Origin of the sequence: Cryobacterium sp. N21 (assembly GCF_002929575.1) — a bacterium.
GTDB lineage: Bacteria > Actinomycetota > Actinomycetes > Actinomycetales > Microbacteriaceae > Cryobacterium > Cryobacterium flavum.
This window is the reverse complement of record NZ_PJJQ01000019.1, coordinates 25,733-41,023: the sequence shown is the minus strand read 5'-3', so window position 1 is coordinate 41,023 and position 15,291 is coordinate 25,733. Positions and strand designations below refer to the sequence as shown.

The following is a 15,291-nucleotide window of genomic DNA, read 5'->3' as shown; positions in this document are numbered from 1 at the left end:
GCAGCACACCCGCTGAAGCCATGCAACGACTATTATCAGAGCCAGAAAAGCCCATCGTTGCGACGACCGGTTGAATCCGCCGTTCGTCTTACGGGACCCGGTTTTATTGGCGCAATTTCAGCCGATGGTGTGCCGCAACGATTCAGAGGCTGTTGTGTGCAGCAGGACGTGGTGAGGGTGTATTTATTGACCTGTTGGATCGTCGTCTCATTGCTTGGTAGGCGAGCCATCCGGCTGTGATGAGTGCCAGTAATGCGGCCGCCAGGAACGCAATATCGTGGCCGGGGGATGCGGTTCCGAGGTCGATGGAGACTATGGCAGCGAGTCCGATGGTGTTCCCAATCTGCTGGGCAGTCGTGAGGGTTCCGGAGGCGATGCCTCCGAGGCTGCTGGGACAGGATGCCGTGATGAGGTTGGCAAGGGTACTGATCGCCACTCCCATTCCGGCGCCAAAGCCAGCACTGATCAGAATGATCGCACCTGTCCAACCATCCTGAGCTAGGGCCGCGATGGTGACCAGACACAGACCCATCAGTAAGACGGCGAGGACAGCCGAACCTATGGATCCGAGCTTTCTCACGATGCCCGGGGAGGCAGCGGCCGCGATAAAGGCGGCCACGGATAGAGGCAGAAATGACAACCCTGTTTGCAGAGCATTCAGCTCTCTGTGCACTTGGAAATTCAGGGTCAGAAAATAGAACGTACTGGTCATCGCCCCACCCACGAGAAGCATCGCCACGGGGAGCTGCCACACTCGTTCCCCGGCCAAGCGTCGAAGGGGTAGCAGGGGATTCGGCGATGATCGGATTTCGATGAATACGAACAGTAGGAGGCTCACCGCTGCTGTGATCAACCAGACAGCCGCGGGGACGTCGAGCCACTCTGATTGGAGCGACGCGAACCCCAGCGTCAGGGTCGTGACGCAGACGGTTCCGGTCGCCGCCCCGGGCAGATCGAGGTCGTCTTTCTGTACTGGCTGAATGCGGCCGATAGCGATGGTTAAAAGGCCAAGGAGAACCACGCACAGCGGGATGTTCACGAGAAGAGTCCACCGCCAACCCGCCCACTCGACCAGGAGGCCGCCGGCGAGAACGCCAATCGCGCCGCCGCTGCCGGCCGCGGCACCCCACAGTCCAAACGCACGAGCGCGATCTGGGCCTGCAGAAAAGGAATATGACAGCAGCGATAGCGTCGCGGGCGAGATAAGCGCCGCAGCGATTCCTTGGGCCACGCGCGCCGCGATCAGGACGCCGGCCGTTGGGGCCATCCCTCCGACCAAACTGGCCACTGCAAAAAGAGCAAATCCGACAAGCAGGATCCGACGCGCGCCAAAAGTATCGGCTAAGCGTCCCGACACGAGGAGCAGCCCAGCGATCGGAATAGCGAACGCGTTCACGACCCAGGGCAGGTTTTCGCGTGAGATGCCGAGGTCGGCTGCCAACTGCGGCAGTGCGACGGTCAAGATTGAACTATCGAGAACGACCAGGAGCTGCGCAATACTGCAGACGGCGAGGATAGCGCGGTGTTGTTTCACTCGCGGTCGAGGCGAACGATGACGTTGCCGCGAAACTTCCCCTGGAGGAGTCCGTCAAGGACCGCCGGCGCAGCTGAGAGGCCGCCGTTGACGATGGTGTGCGGAAAGATGATTTTGCCTTCACTGAGCCAGAGCCCGTAGTGCTGGTTCCAGGCTCGGATCTGGTCGGGGGTGTGGAAGGTCGAGAAGGGACGAATCTGAAGTTGTTTGACGATGGCCGTCATGATGTCAAGACGCGGACTGCCGGCGTCGCCGCCATCGATCTGGCCCGCCAGCGCCCCGCAGAGCGCGGAGCGTCCGCCGGGAGCCGCGGCCTGAACTGCCGCCTCAAATTGGTCACCGCCAACCGTGTCGAAAAAGACGTCGATGCCTTCTGGCGCCAGTGCTTGCAAGCGGGAGGCGATCGACTCTGTGCGGTAGTTGATCGCAGCGTCGAAGCCGAGCTCGTCGACCAGGTAGGCGACTTTGGCAGCACTGCCGGCGCTCCCAATGACGGTCTTCGCGCCTAGGGCTTTAGCGATTTGTCCGGCGAGTGAACCCACGCCGCCCGCGGCCCCGCTGACGAAAACCACGTCGCCCTCCCGGACCTGGGCGATATCGACGATCCCGTGATAGGCAGTGACACCTTGATTCAGCACGTATTCCGCTCCCGGCAGTACCTCGATCGGTACCGGCCAAAACGTTTCCGCGGCGGCAACGGTCTCTTCCCGCCATCCGCTCATGTGAGTCACGACCGATCCGACCAGCAGGTCGGCTGCTGACTCTGTAACTGTTCCAACGGCTCCGCCCCAGAGCGGCGTCCCCAGCGCATAGGGCGGCATCGGAAGGCCGGGATGTTCTGTCATGAGATCGGCCATGACGGCGGTGATCTGCATGAAATCGTTTCGCACCCGAACCTGACCGGGCTCCAGACGGACGGCTTCGATCGTCTGCAGAGTGAGGCAGTGCGATGGAGAGACGGTGTGATCGGTGCGGTACTGGTTCAGGACGATTTCGGTGGTGGCGGCAAGCGCGGTGACGTTGGGCATGTGAAATTCTCCAGGTGAATTCGGCGCGGTGGTTGCGGGGCAGTTGCCACCGTAGAAGCAGTACCGGACAGGTCTTGTCCGCAACAGGGTGGAAGATGAATGTCATGTGGGATACCTCCGGACGACTGCTGAGATTGTTAGCGCTGCTCCAACGCACCCGGGAGTGGAATGCCGCCGAGTTAGCAGTCGAACTGGAGGTCACGGCCCGCACTGTTCGACGCGACGTCGCCCGGCTCCGTGATCTGGGCTACCCGGTGGCCAGCATCCATGGAATCGGTGGTGGCTACCAGCTCGAAGCCGGTACAACATTGCCTCCGCTGATGTTCGACGCCGAGGAAGCAATTGCCACCCTCCTCGCGCTGCAGGATGCCTCCGCGACAGGCAATCGGGGCGCAGCGCCGGGGGCACTCAGCGCCCTCGACAAGCTCAATCGGGTCATGCCGCCCCGACTGCGTTCCACGATCGACGCCCTGGCAGAGAACTCCAGCCGCATCGACCTTGGCAGCCAGATCGGCTCAGACCCGGTGCCCGTAAACACGAACACTCTTGTGCTGCTTGCTCGAGCCTGCCGGGACCGTCGACAAATCGAGGTCACGTACAAGGGCCACGCGGGATCGAGTAATCGCCGATACCTCGAGCCGCTCCATCTGGTTCGCACGATGAACCGGTGGCACCTCGTCGCGTTCTCCCTCGATGCGAACGACTGGCGCATCTTTCGTGTCGACCGCCTAGAGGATGCCACCATCACGACAGCCTCAAGTCGCCCTCGAAAACCGCCGGCGGAAGACCTTGATCTTTATGTCGCGGGCCGAGTCGGTGCGGCGGTCCGGCAGGTCACCGCGACCGTGCGCGTGCACGCTCCCCGCGCTGAGGTCGCCCACTGGATCTCAGCCGCCTGGGGAACCATTACCGAGGAAACAGCCGAAACGTCAATCCTCCAGGCCGGCGCGGACAGCTACAACGCGATCGCACGCTGGCTGCTTCTAATTAATAGACCCCTAACCGTCGTAGACCCACCGGCGCTGCGAGCGGCATTTGCGACCATCGCCACCGAGGCAAAACGCACAGCTTCGAAAGAGGCCACAGGGGGGTCTGCGGCGAAATAGCAGAAGTGTTAGCTCCTAACTGTGGCGTGCACGTGATTTAGGCGCAGGCCCACGATCCGTTTTCTGGGACGCGCCACTTCTACTCAGCGAGGTTTTCGACGATGAATGGCCGGCTCAATGGCGTCAGCAAAGTCAGCGACAGATTCAAAATTTGATAGTCCCGTGGCGGGTTCGGCTTGCGGACGCCGACTTGAAATTTGATTTTGCCTTGTTCGTTGGTCAAGGCGTCGTGTACTCGATGGTTCGTTCTCGGTCCGTCCCATCTTCAGCGGCACGGGAGGGAGCTGGCGTATGATACGAGCCTGCTCAGAGCTTCCACTCATGCAAGGCGTTAGCACTCTGGAAGATCTCTAGCGCGAATCAGGGAACGGCTGACGATAATTAATTCTCTGCATCGTTTCGTGTAAGGATGATGTCCAAGAAACCGCGAAAGGATCTTCCATGACTGCAGGCGGCCTAATGATTGTGCTCATCGCAGGAGGGGGACTCGTTCTGGCCCTAGCCATCCTCGCGGCGTTCTATTTCCTTTCGTCACGACGAAGGTTCAATAGATCCGCGCGGGACTTGGCGGGTTCCAACCCGGAGGTCGCGAAGGCGATGACGAAGATGCAAGAAGACATTGAACGAGGTCAGCGGTCCTTTTAAACGATGTTAGCGGCGCCGGTCCGGTTGCTTCAGGCGGCCTTCTCATTCCGACCGTTTTGGTCGCCAGGAGGCGCCGACGCGTCCTGCAAACGCCCCCGAGTCAGCGGTCGCGGTTTCGGCCGCGCCTGCAAGAGCACGACACGAAATGAATTAGACAAAATCAGTTTTGGTCCGGCGTCCGTCAGCGAAAGGCTCGAAGTTCGAGTGTCCCGTTTGACGTTCCCCTCTCGAAGACGGGCGATTGCTCTTAGCCCCCGATTTGAACGAAAGTACGCAATGGAGTCGGGCTGAAGTCACTTCCTTCGACGAAGCCCAGGGATTCGTAGAATGCGCGCTGGCCAGGTTCGTCATCGGTTAGAAGTACCTTCTGTCGAACGTGGACGTAGCGCTCCAGGACCTTTTCTACCAGGGCCTTGCCGAGGCCGGCGCGTTGTTGACTGGGGCTCACAAGGATGTCTTGGAGATAACAAATAGTGCTGTCGTCGGAGACGACGCGGGCCAATCCCACAAGTTCGCCGTCCGCGTTCCTCGCCGTCAGGACGTACGACGACTGCTCCAGCGCACGGACAAGGGCATCTGGGTCGCTCGCGTACGCCGTCCACCCGACGCTTGAATAGAGACCAACGAGATCATGTCGCAGGAGGTGCTTCGACTCGGAAAAGGTAAAGGTGGGCATGGGACATGCTGTCACACGTCTATGCGGGCCCAAGCAATGTCCCGCTGACGGTTCGTGATGGGGCGTGCAGACTCCCCGTATCCCCACTGTGCGCGGTCTTCTGTCGCGCGTCGTCGGCACATGCCCCGGCCGGGTAGGCCGGACCGTAGACTCACACTGTACGAGCTGGCGATTGGCAGAGTCGCCAAGCACAGCCGTGACCGAAGGAGGGGGTGCTCTTGCGTCGATCTGGTCGCTTTCCTTGGGCGTGGACATTAGCCGTGGCTGCATCTGTGGCGTCCGTCTGCGTATCTCTCACTGGATGCGCGTCGACGACGGGCGCGGATGCGGCGAGCCTGGATTCGATCGCCGAGCTCGCGAGAGCTGTTGGTATCGCTCCTGAACTCGTGTACACGACTGAGGTGGACGGCTACGATCTCGCACCGCAGTCGGTCGGGCCGGGTGATGCAGACGGGATGTCGGCTACCTGGTTCAACAGCAGCACGGGTGCGATGCTGACCATCCGTAGCGATTTCGGTGAACTCACGGAAGCGTCGTGTGCTGCGACACCCCTTTGGGATGCGCCCGGCGGAGCGGTGACGTGTGCCAATGAGGATGGCGTCTGGCATCGGTCGGCTGGTGGCATCCACGAGTACGTCGCTGTGCGAGACGGTGCGCTGATCTGGGTATCCGGAATGAACGACGCGTCGCCAGCGGATCTTCTGACAGCCGCGAAGAAAGTGCACGTGCCATCGGATGCGGAACTCGAACTGCTCTTCTCCGACGTTCCCAAGACTCCGGGCGAACCGGTGGAGCGCGGAGACCTACCTGAGGATGGCGACGGTGCGCCGATCGATCCGACCGGGCCAGGTAGTTAGTTCCACTCCGCCGAATGCGGCCGCTTGCCGGGCCGCTCCTCATCTCTCTAGCCCTAATCCTCGTGGCCGGCGAGGCGCCGTCTGAGCTCTAAGTTCTCACCCTGCGCCTTGGCCAGCGCGAGTTGGAGCTGGCTCAGTTTCCTCCGGTAGGCCTCGCGTTCGGATTTCAACCGGGCCGAAAGACCGCAAGGCAGCGGACGTACTGGGGCGCTCGTTCGCTCCCGGCGCGGTTACGCGGAGGAGGTGTCTGCTTCGAAGCTGTTCGATACCGGCGTCACCCCTGATGACACCCGACCAAACCATCGCCGCCCTCGGCAATAAGCGGGACGTTCACCGGACGGTGAACCGCGACAGTCGGCATCGCTTGTCGACGCTCTTTGAAAAAGACACCGTGGGCGTTATTGTCCTGCTTCTCGAATACCAAATGACCACATGGGCGCGGAGTGTCAGATGGGAACGGCTTTGGGCCGACATGACGTGCGCGTTCGGTTTCACGTCAGATCGTCCCAGTGGGGGTTCCCCCGTGACACAACGTCGGCGCACTCGGCCGCTAGGTGTGTTGGCCTCAGATCTGTCGCGCTGGTCGTCCGGCTTACGGGCGGCTCCTTTCCTTACTTGGTCGGTTTGCTCGTAGGTGGCAGCAGCGGTCGCGGCTGTAGGGGGCTGGAGTAGACCACGCTGGTGGTCACGCTGCCGAGGGTTCCGATGCGGCCGCTGACTTGTTCGAGGTGCTGCATGGATGTGGCGACAACCTTCATGATGAAACAGTCCTCGCCGGTCACATGATGGGCCTCGATGACCTCTGGGATTTCGGCCAGCAAGGTGTGGAGCGGTTCGTAGATACTGCTCGGGTAGCGCAAACGAAGGTAGGCCATGATCGTAAACCCGAGCCTGGACGCATCCACCACGGCGCTGTAGCCGCTGATCACGCCGCTTTCTTCCAAGCGTCGCACCCGCTCGGCAACCGCACTGTTGGACATGTTGAGAACACGGCTGAGCTGGGCGATGGTCTGTCGTCCGTCCGCCTGGAGAGCGGAAAGGATATCGGTATCGACCTTGTCGAGCCCGAAAGAAGATATTGCGGTCATCTTGCAATACTGCCTGCACAATTACCGATGCGAGGCCACAATGCCGTGATTGATCTCTTTAGATAGTGGTTATTACCCCGTATCTTCATCTTTCATGACAACAACTCCCGTTTTGATGGACCCGGCCATCGTTCACTTCGCCGGCAAACTCTCCTTCGAAACCGACCCCTCCGATGTGCATGCTGATTTCGTCAACGGAACCTCGTTCGTGCTGATCGATTCCCGTGGGGATGCAAGCTGGCGGCAAGGCCGCATCACTGGTGCGCTCCACCTACCCACTGGCAGCATCGCCACCCAAGCGTTAGCCAGCATCCCCATCAGCACCCCAGTCGTTGTGTATTGCTGGGGCCCCGGATGTAACGGCTCGACCCGGGCAGCTCTCGCCTTCGCCACCCTCGGCTACCAAGTCAAAGAGATGATCGGCGGATACGAGTACTGGGCACGAGAGGGGTACCTCACCGAAAACGATCACGGTCCGATAGTTCGGGCGAAAGACGCCCTTACGGCACCGCTGAACGAGATCAGCTGTGAGTGCTGAAACCCGCAGCGCCATTCGTCTGACATCGTCCCGCAGAGCCGGAGGATCTGGACGAAATCGTGCCGATGATCTACGAAAACGCAGCATACGAAACCGGAGGGTCGCTTCCCTCCGACCTTGCAATTCGACTTGCGCCCCTTCTCTTTGGCACCCCGCCATCACGTCTGCGACGCTTCGTTGGCGCCTCGCACGCCGGAGCTCTCGTGGGGTATTCGACCGTCACCGCGGAGCTCTCGACCTGGCAGGCAAGCGAGTTTCTGAACATGGATTGCCTGTTCATACGAGACCATGCGCGTGGGCACGGGCTCGGCAAACTCTCCATGGCCGTGATCAAAGGTGAGGCAGCACCTCATGGCTTCACCGCGACTGACGACAACCAGCGAGTCAACCACCGGGACGTAGCAGGTCCCGTAGAGGGTTCGGCTTACGGGCGGTTGGTGCTCGGCATCGCCTCGACTGTTTCTGGTCCAACTTCACGGTCCTCGGCGGAGGGTGAGCCTGACGCGATAGAGGTGTTTCGCACGGTGATGACGGCGCAGAGAATGACGGCGATGCCGCCAATGATGGTCCGCCAGTTGAGCTCTTCGCGGAGGAGTAGCGCTGTCCAGAGGATGTGCAGGGTAGGTCGGGTGCGTTGCACCTGGCTGACCTGGGCCATAGCCCCGATGGCCACTCGCGGTACGAAAAGCGGCAGCCCGGGTGAAGATGCTCACCACTCCGAGGTAGGCGAACGCCGCCCAATGAGCCAATGCGTTATCGAGGGCTGGTCGATGACGGTAATTATTTAAGTGAGAATAACTCAGCTGAGACGAGTGATCACGACTGAGGACACGCCTGATTCAGGTCCTCCCAAGTATCACGTCCGACTTCTGACGGAGAAACGAAGCTGTACGCATACCAGCCATCCCCGGACGGGTACTCCTCGATGAAAACAGTCTTCGACGGCGCACCCGGGATCTCAACCCCTTCCGCTCGCAAGCAAGCAGCCCGGGCAACCTCGCCCTTGTACAACTGATCCCAATCAGCTTGAGAATACTCTTCAAACGAGCTCGGGCCGGTCACGGGAAACCGCTCTCCACATTCGACGGCCGACGCGTCATACTGATCTGCCTGATCCGTCGACGTCTCGCCACCGTACGAGTCATCTGACGGGTAGTACGTGACGTCCCACCCTTCCGCCTGCATACATCGAGCTATCTTGGCCGATCGAGTCTCGGTCCTATCGGTCCCCTCGTTCGCGGACGCGCCTGTGTCAGATTCTGGAGACACGCGGTCGGCCGTGCACCCGAGTAAACAAGCGGCGACCACCGTACCCAGGAGATCAGGTCGACCGCGCAACAAGAAAATGTTGGCCCCATTGCTGATCGCAACACCGCCCTTGGCGCTTAGGAGTTGGAGTTGGAGTTAGGGTTACGGTTAGGGTTGTCCAACGTGAGCCCCAATCCCGCACCAACCCCACCGCCGGTGTGGCGCGCTGCAGGAATGCCGGCGCTCCTTGTTTTCGCGGCCGCTGGATTCGCCGGTTTCTCTGCCCTCCTACCCGTCGTACCCCTTTGGGCGGTAACCGGCGGTGCGAATGAGGCCGGTGCCGGTCTCGTCAATGGAGTGTTGCTGCTGGCAACGGTTGTGACGCAGCCGTTCGTTCCCCGACTTCTCAGTCGTCTAGGAACCGGTCGCGTGTTGGCCGCTGGCCTGGTGCTTCTGGGGGTTCCGTCGTTGCTGTTTCTTTTCTCTGACCATCTGAATTGGATTTTGCTCCTCTCAATAGTGCGTGGCATAGGGTTTGGTGTGCTCACCGTGGCCGGATCGACCGTGGTGGCCAATCTCGTACCGCGTGCCCAACACGGTGCAGCCATCGGGGCCTGCGGTGCGGCAATCGCGGTGCCGCAAGTAGTTCTTTTCCCCCTCGGGCCATGGATGTCCGAGTCAGTGGGATTCTGGGCAGTTTTTGCAATCGGCACCCTGCCGATTCTGGGCATCAGTTCTGCGCCACAACTGGCCCGTGTTCTGCGGGAACAGACAGCCGAACGCGCTCTTCAGCCGCCGACCGAACCCACGACAACGGTGAACAACACGGGGACTGGGGGGCGGCTTCTGCTGGGCAGCCTCCTTGGCCCCATGCTTCTCCTTGGTGGCGTCACACTGGCCGGCGGTGCGCTCATCACCTTCGCGCCACAGATGAGTTCAGCGCCAGCCGCGACGGCCGGCGGACTCGCGCTGCTCACCTTCAGCGCGGCAGTGACTCGGTGGGGCGTTGGCGGACTAGCTGATCATTATGGCGCCCAGCGCTTTTTGTGGCCGCTGGTGCTGATATCAGTCATCGGTCTTATTCTCACCGCCACCGCGGTCGAGAATCCTGACGCGACGAGCATCCTGCTCTTCCTTGCAGGGCTGATCTTAGTCGGCATCGCTTTTGGTGGACTCCAGAACCTGACCCTGCTGCTGTCCCTCGCCGCGGCGAAACGGGGGCAGTACGGCACCGCCAGCGCTGTGTGGAACATAGGATTCGATTTGGGCACGGCAGTGGGCTCAGTGCTGATCGGTACACTCGCTGCCGGGCTGTCATTTTCCACGGCACTGCTCGTCGCGGCCGGCATCTGCCTCGCTACGCTTCCGCTCGCGCTCCGTGGCAAACCGCGCTACCCGCGTGCAGACATATAGCGGGTTGCGGATATCTCTCTCGACACGAGGCTCTAGCCAGGTCTCGACCCATAACAGGAAGAAGAATGCCCCGGACTTCGGCGGAAGTTCTGGGCAATTTTAGTGAATGCTGTCTAGCGGAAAGGGGACTTGAACCCGCGACACCATGATGATCTTGAACTGTATCTTCCCCACTTATCGAGCCTTCATTCACCCGTCGATCCCAGGAAATAAACTTGATCAGCGATCACCATGTTCACCCAGGGCCGACTGTCCGAGATATCCGCGGCAGGCCATTGCAACCTGTTATATCGGTTGGTGTCACGGAAGGTTTTGTCGGTCTTACAGGGTGAACGAAAATGATACTTTCAACCGTCTACAGGGTGCGTCCATACACTGAATGTTACGACAATTCATTATGAAACATGATCCTCCTACCGACTGTCTCAAGTCACGGTACGGGCGCACCACTCATCACATCAGCATTCACCAGTAACACGCAGAAATCGAACATCCACGCCGGCAGGCTGACCAGTCATAATTCTAGGCGCGCTAACGGTCTGCTAGGCTGCGCGAAGCATTGGTAGTCATTAGCAGTCATTAGCAGTCATTAGCAGTCATTGACAATGAATTACGGAGAATAAATGCTTATTGAAAAAGAGAATGCCCAGTTGGTTATGTTCAGTGGCGGACGAGACAGCACTCTGGTTGCTGCCCGCCTCATGCTCCAGGGGATCCCCGTCCACCTCTTCAGTGGAAATAGCGGATGCTCGCTCCACCGCGGACTGCTCACCCTTCGAGTTAAGGAGCTGCAGGCCCGCTTCGGTGACCTCGTCGTGACTCACGTAGTCAGTGACGTGAGCGGCGCCTTCCGGTCCATCGCAATAGCGAATATCGAGCACGATATCTTGACCCACCGCAAGAATCTCATCCTTCTCGGCGAGAAAATCGCCATCCACGCACACGCCGTCGACTACTGTCGTCGCAACGGCCTCGCCATTATGAACGATGGCATCGCTCGCTATCAGCAGGACTTCCCCGAGCAGCGCATGGTCGCCCGAGAGTACTTCGAGGGGTTCCTCGCTGAATATGGAATCGACTACCGCAGTCCTATCTACGAGTTCGCCACATCGGGCGACGACGTCAAATATCGCCTCCTTCAGCTCGGCCTCTCCACAAAGTCTTTGGAGGGTGTCTCTATCTTCGGCGACAGCTTCTCCACACCAACGGATGAGACCATCCTGGCCTACCTCCAGGAGAAGGAGGCCCTGAGTCACGACATCATCAACTTTCTCAGCGGGCGTTCGTTGGCCATTGGTCACGAGACGCGCGATCGGGCTGAGATTACTGGATGAGGAGAATCGACAAGGCGGCCGCTGTGATCCTCCGTGGCGGCTTACTCCTTGTGGTTCGAAAGCGTGGCTCGACGACTTTTATTTCCCCGGGAGGAAAACCGGAACCTGGGGAAAGAATGGACCAGGCCTTGGCACGTGAGCTCACAGAAGAGACCGGGCTGCATCTACGGTCTTGGCAACGGTTTGGGACCTACTCTGACCGCGCTGCCTTTGAGCCGTCTTCGACGGTGCGGATCGAGGTGTTTCTCGCTGAGGCGGACGGGACCGCAACCCCGGGTCAGGAAATCGAGGAGGTCGCCTGGATCGACGGCGGATTCCGAGAGGCAGGTATCGAGCTGGGCTCGATTTTCGATCATTTCGTGGTGCCCGCGCTCCTCGCCCAGGGGCTGCTGCGTCCGGGGTCGATGCCGAGTCTCGGTCGGCCTGCCGAGCGCACCATCATCGTCGACCTGGACGGCACCATCGCCTTCGACGGAGGCCACCCGGGACCCAAGGTGAGCGCGGCCCTGGACCATCTGGGCGAGCGAAGCGATATCCATCTGGTGGTGGCTACGTCACGCGCTCCTCGCGGAGCCCGCAAAATCATGGGTGCGTTGGCCGATCGAGTGGATGAGTGGTGGTGCTGCAACGGTGCCTTCCGGACTGGCCACGGAAGGGAGACCGAGACCACAGCGCTGCCGTGTGAACCCTTGAGGGCGATGATCGCGTGCCTTCGCGCAGAGGCCGTTCCCTTCTACCTTGAGTATGGCGACCGGTTTGTCGTCAGCGGCGGCGGCTTCTCGTGGATGGCCTATCCCGATCGGGCCGAGTACAGCCCCGACGCTGACCCTGACCTGGCGACTGTCATCAAGCTGGTTGTGGACTCGCAGGATTCTGCCTTGTGGATATGCCGACTCCGGGACTCGGCCGGCGACGACGTGGAGATATGTCTGCACGCCGGCGGGGTTATCGATATCACAGCCGCCGGCGTCACAAAAGCGAAGCCACTTGACCTCCGGATGAACGCTAACGGGTCAGTGGTTGTGGCGTTCGGCAACGACCTGAATGACCAAGAGTTGCTAGCCCGGGCCGACGTTGCGTTCGTGGTCGGCATCGGGTTACCCGGCCTGGAACGAGCCAGACATGTGCGCCGGGTATCAGCTGATGATGCCGCAGTGGCCACGGCTTTGTGGCACGTGGTGAGTATTCCAGCCTCCGATGAGCTCGAGGCCTGATGTGCGCACTGGACGCTGCGGCGTTACATCCAGATCTGCAGGTGTCTACCGGGCACGGACACTACTACGCTCAGGCAGCGGAGCTGCGGTCCACCATCACCTGCGCACTAGTCCGTGACCTGGGCGCGGGAGACTTCCGGCCCTATCTGCTTCATAATTCCACCTCCGCCTTGATGGCGGTGTTGTTCGCCGCGACCAACGCAGGCCGCAGCATCAATACCGAGGGCCCCATCGAACAGCACTACTCGCCTTATAATTTTCTGCTGCCGCGAGCCGGGCCATTAGCCGACTGGGAGCTGCGAACCCACGTCTCGCCGGTCACCGCAGTGGTCGATGAACTTGGTGGACGAAGCATCCGTATCGTCGACGCTGCACAGTCACTCGGTACTGTGCTCACCCCCGCGCTCCTGACAGGCAGCGACGTCGCGATCGCGCCTTTGCACAAGCACCTTGGCCTGGTGGTCGGCCTGGGACTGGTGCTGGTCCGCCGCGATGTCCCCGACCTGGAACCGGTTCATCGCGTCCTAAGGGTGGCCGAGTCAGGTGCCCAGTCTATCGAACTTCTTCGCCGCGCCGCTTCGGCGATCAAGAACCTTGACGGGAGGATAGCCAACCTGGCCCAAGTGAACGTCAGTCCGGAGCTGAGCGCGTGGTGTCTCGATCGCGGGCTTCGACCACTGGCGTCAGGGCCGGGTGCGCCGTATGTGTGCCTGACCACCACCGACGGCATTCCTGTCGCGGATCGACTGGCGCCGACGGGTTGGCGTCATTTCCGGGAGTTCAACACAGCCCGCTTCTCCTTCGTACGAAGAGGCAGGCCGGGCGAAGCGGCAGTCGATCACGTCCTCGAGTTCCGGATGGCCGTCAATCGGGCTCTGGGGCGCTGACAACGCATTTGCGTGATACGTGCAACGCCAACTACGACATGATTCCCGCCTGGATCAATCCGACCCGCGTATCTTTTGCGGTCCTCACGGTCCTACTCCTCGGTGCATTTATCACTTCAACAGTCACGCACCACAGACGTAAATTTCGAAGAACCTGAGGAATGGGAAACCTCTGAAATTTCCCGCTGCAGTTTTCTCCGAGAATCGATCGCACCCTGACGGTCCAACACGTCTCATCGCCGCAGGACCGTGTAAAGCATCCGGCGCAGACGACTTCCCAGATGCCCGAAGTGGTGTTCACCAGCTCCCTTCCGACATCTCACTAAAGGTTCCGCTTGCGAGCTCCTCTGGACAAGAATTCTCATTTGGACAAACTCTGCACGCTCCTGCATTTCGATCGTTTGACAGCCGTTCTTCGTGCGCTCCTCGGCGGCACGGGCGCTCTCGTCAACGACGCGGTGCGGCGCAACACGGACGGAACGACCAGCATCCCGACTGAGCACCCTCGCGACCGGCTAACGCTCGACTCCCAGAGCGTCGCAACCCGTCAACGACCGGCGAAATCGGCGAACAAGACGCGCGGTGAGGCGGTGAACCCGGTGCGTTCGTAGAGGTGGATTGCCTCGGGGCTGGAGTGCACCGTGACGTGTTCGAGGCCCAGCTGTCGAGCTTTGTCCAGAACGGCCGTCATCATCGTGTCGCCGATGCCGACGTTTCGTTCCTCGGGGACGACGTACACGCACTGCACGTCTCCGGAAGCACGATCGGTGGCGCGCGGGCTGGGCACGCGGGGTAGCACCGCCAGCCAGGCCATGCCGACGACCACTCCGCTGCGCATCGCCACGACCCGGTGATGTGTCTGCTCATGCGCGGACGCGAAAGCCACTACGGACGCCACGAAGTCCTCCCGGCTCACGACCGGAACTCCGCCCCGCTCCACCACCCACCGCCAGCGCAATCCCGCGATTGCCTCCGTCTCGAGTGCTTTGGCTTCACGCACCACGATCTTCGTCATCTCGCCAGTCTGCCCGATCGCACAACAGATGGTTCACGATGTGGTTCGCAGGGATCGCTTCCGCGCGGCAATTTAGATAGCGACGAAGGCATCCCTTCTTCTGCGTCCCGCAGGGGGTTCCCCTTCCGGGCCTCTCGGGTCCGAAGTCGACGCCAATGGCTTCACGCGATTGTGTGCCCGCTGAGCGTCCGGGTTACGGGCAGGACTGTATCGAGTTTTCACGAACTACGGGCCAGCGTAATTCCCCGTTACTCTGAGCGCATGACGACCAAAGCGGATGATCAGGCTAAAACGCGAGCTTTATGGCGGTCGACGGTGCCGGCTGCCGTGATCGGCGCCGTGTCTATTTTGTTGATCTGGTTAGCCCAATCGCTGCCCACTATTTGCCCAGCAATTTACCCCTCGCCGCCAAGCTGCGCTCCTGATGCCCGCTTGGGTTCAGCACTTCTCGGTACAGCCTTCCTCGTTGCCATGTTTGTTGCGCTCACGGTCACCGGCGCGGTACTTCAACCCAAACGCCGCGACAAAGCATTACGGGTTCTTTTGATCGTGTTTGTCGTGGCTGCCGTCGTCGCGCCTTTATGGACGCTCACCCGTTCCGGGTTCGCGCTCGGTTAACGTTCCTCTGTGACACGGCGTCGGCACACTCGGCCGCCAGCTGATTTGGCCCCAGATCTGTCGCGTTCGTCGTCCCTTTTGCGAACGCGC

Annotated in this window: 14 protein-coding genes; 8 read left to right on the top strand and 6 right to left on the bottom strand. The window is 60.7% G+C overall.

Annotation, left to right across the window (positions count from 1 at the left end; translation table 11 throughout):
* Window positions 1-142: 142 nt before the first annotated feature.
* Both CXY77_RS01065 and CXY77_RS01060 read right to left on the bottom strand, forming a co-directional pair.
* On the bottom strand, window positions 143-1,534 hold the full coding sequence (locus CXY77_RS01065; protein WP_104129430.1) for an MFS transporter: 1,392 nt from the start codon (window positions 1,532-1,534) through the stop codon (window positions 143-145).
* Complete coding sequence (locus CXY77_RS01060) at window positions 1,531-2,562, bottom strand: NADP-dependent oxidoreductase (protein ID WP_104129429.1); 1,032 nt, start codon at window positions 2,560-2,562, stop codon at window positions 1,531-1,533. Before CXY77_RS01060 ends, CXY77_RS01065 begins: the two co-directional genes overlap by 4 nt.
* A 95-nt stretch (window positions 2,563-2,657) precedes the next feature.
* Here CXY77_RS01060 and CXY77_RS01055 point away from each other — a divergent pair, with 95 nt between their 5' ends.
* Window positions 2,658-3,668: a YafY family protein gene (locus tag CXY77_RS01055; protein ID WP_104129428.1), complete on the top strand. Its 1,011-nt coding sequence runs from the start codon at window positions 2,658-2,660 to the stop codon at window positions 3,666-3,668.
* A gap of 892 nt (window positions 3,669-4,560) precedes the next feature.
* Here CXY77_RS01055 and CXY77_RS01045 read toward each other — a convergent pair.
* Window positions 4,561-4,989, bottom strand: a complete 429-nt coding sequence (locus CXY77_RS01045) for a GNAT family N-acetyltransferase (protein WP_104129426.1) — start codon at window positions 4,987-4,989, stop codon at window positions 4,561-4,563.
* A 260-nt stretch (window positions 4,990-5,249) separates the two neighbouring features.
* Here CXY77_RS01045 and CXY77_RS01040 point away from each other — a divergent pair, with 260 nt between their 5' ends.
* Window positions 5,250-5,846 (top strand): hypothetical protein, encoded by a 597-nt coding sequence (locus CXY77_RS01040; protein WP_233197151.1) that lies wholly within the window; start codon window positions 5,250-5,252, stop codon window positions 5,844-5,846.
* A gap of 611 nt (window positions 5,847-6,457) precedes the next feature.
* On the opposite strand, the gene CXY77_RS01035 is transcribed toward CXY77_RS01040, so the two are convergent.
* The gene (locus CXY77_RS01035; RefSeq protein ID WP_104129425.1) at window positions 6,458-6,934 is read right to left on the bottom strand and encodes an Lrp/AsnC family transcriptional regulator; all 477 of its coding nucleotides are present in this window, start codon (window positions 6,932-6,934) and stop codon (window positions 6,458-6,460) included.
* A gap of 94 nt (window positions 6,935-7,028) precedes the next feature.
* Between CXY77_RS01035 and CXY77_RS01030 the strand changes: the two genes are divergently transcribed.
* Window positions 7,029-7,472, top strand: a complete 444-nt coding sequence (locus CXY77_RS01030; RefSeq protein ID WP_233197150.1) for a rhodanese-like domain-containing protein — start codon at window positions 7,029-7,031, stop codon at window positions 7,470-7,472.
* Window positions 7,473-7,896: 424 nt separating this feature from the next.
* Here CXY77_RS01030 and CXY77_RS01025 read toward each other — a convergent pair whose 3' ends face one another.
* Complete coding sequence (locus tag CXY77_RS01025) at window positions 7,897-8,145, bottom strand: hypothetical protein (RefSeq protein WP_134360431.1); 249 nt, start codon at window positions 8,143-8,145, stop codon at window positions 7,897-7,899.
* Between the two features lie 809 nt (window positions 8,146-8,954).
* On the opposite strand from CXY77_RS01025, the gene CXY77_RS20980 reads away from it, so the two are divergent.
* From CXY77_RS20980 to CXY77_RS01000, 4 genes are all read left to right on the top strand, one after another.
* On the top strand, window positions 8,955-10,133 hold the full coding sequence (locus CXY77_RS20980; RefSeq protein WP_104129423.1) for an MFS transporter: 1,179 nt from the start codon (window positions 8,955-8,957) through the stop codon (window positions 10,131-10,133).
* Window positions 10,134-10,756: 623 nt separating this feature from the next.
* Window positions 10,757-11,467 (top strand): hypothetical protein, encoded by a 711-nt coding sequence (locus CXY77_RS01010; protein WP_198410940.1) that lies wholly within the window; start codon window positions 10,757-10,759, stop codon window positions 11,465-11,467.
* Window positions 11,464-12,681 (top strand): HAD hydrolase family protein, encoded by a 1,218-nt coding sequence (locus CXY77_RS01005; RefSeq protein WP_081882460.1) that lies wholly within the window; start codon window positions 11,464-11,466, stop codon window positions 12,679-12,681. The genes CXY77_RS01010 and CXY77_RS01005 overlap by 4 nt, the downstream gene beginning before the upstream one ends.
* On the top strand, window positions 12,681-13,568 hold the full coding sequence (locus CXY77_RS01000) for a DUF6024 family protein (RefSeq protein WP_035879775.1): 888 nt from the start codon (window positions 12,681-12,683) through the stop codon (window positions 13,566-13,568). The genes CXY77_RS01005 and CXY77_RS01000 overlap by 1 nt, the downstream gene beginning before the upstream one ends.
* A gap of 547 nt (window positions 13,569-14,115) precedes the next feature.
* Here CXY77_RS01000 and CXY77_RS00995 read toward each other — a convergent pair.
* Window positions 14,116-14,583 (bottom strand): GNAT family N-acetyltransferase, encoded by a 468-nt coding sequence (locus tag CXY77_RS00995; RefSeq protein WP_035880386.1) that lies wholly within the window; start codon window positions 14,581-14,583, stop codon window positions 14,116-14,118.
* Window positions 14,584-14,844: 261 nt separating this feature from the next.
* Here CXY77_RS00995 and CXY77_RS19780 point away from each other — a divergent pair, with 261 nt between their 5' ends.
* A complete protein-coding gene (locus tag CXY77_RS19780; RefSeq protein WP_134505264.1) occupies window positions 14,845-15,201 on the top strand; it encodes a hypothetical protein in 357 nt (118 codons plus the stop codon).
* The last annotated feature ends 90 nt before the right edge of the window (window positions 15,202-15,291 follow it).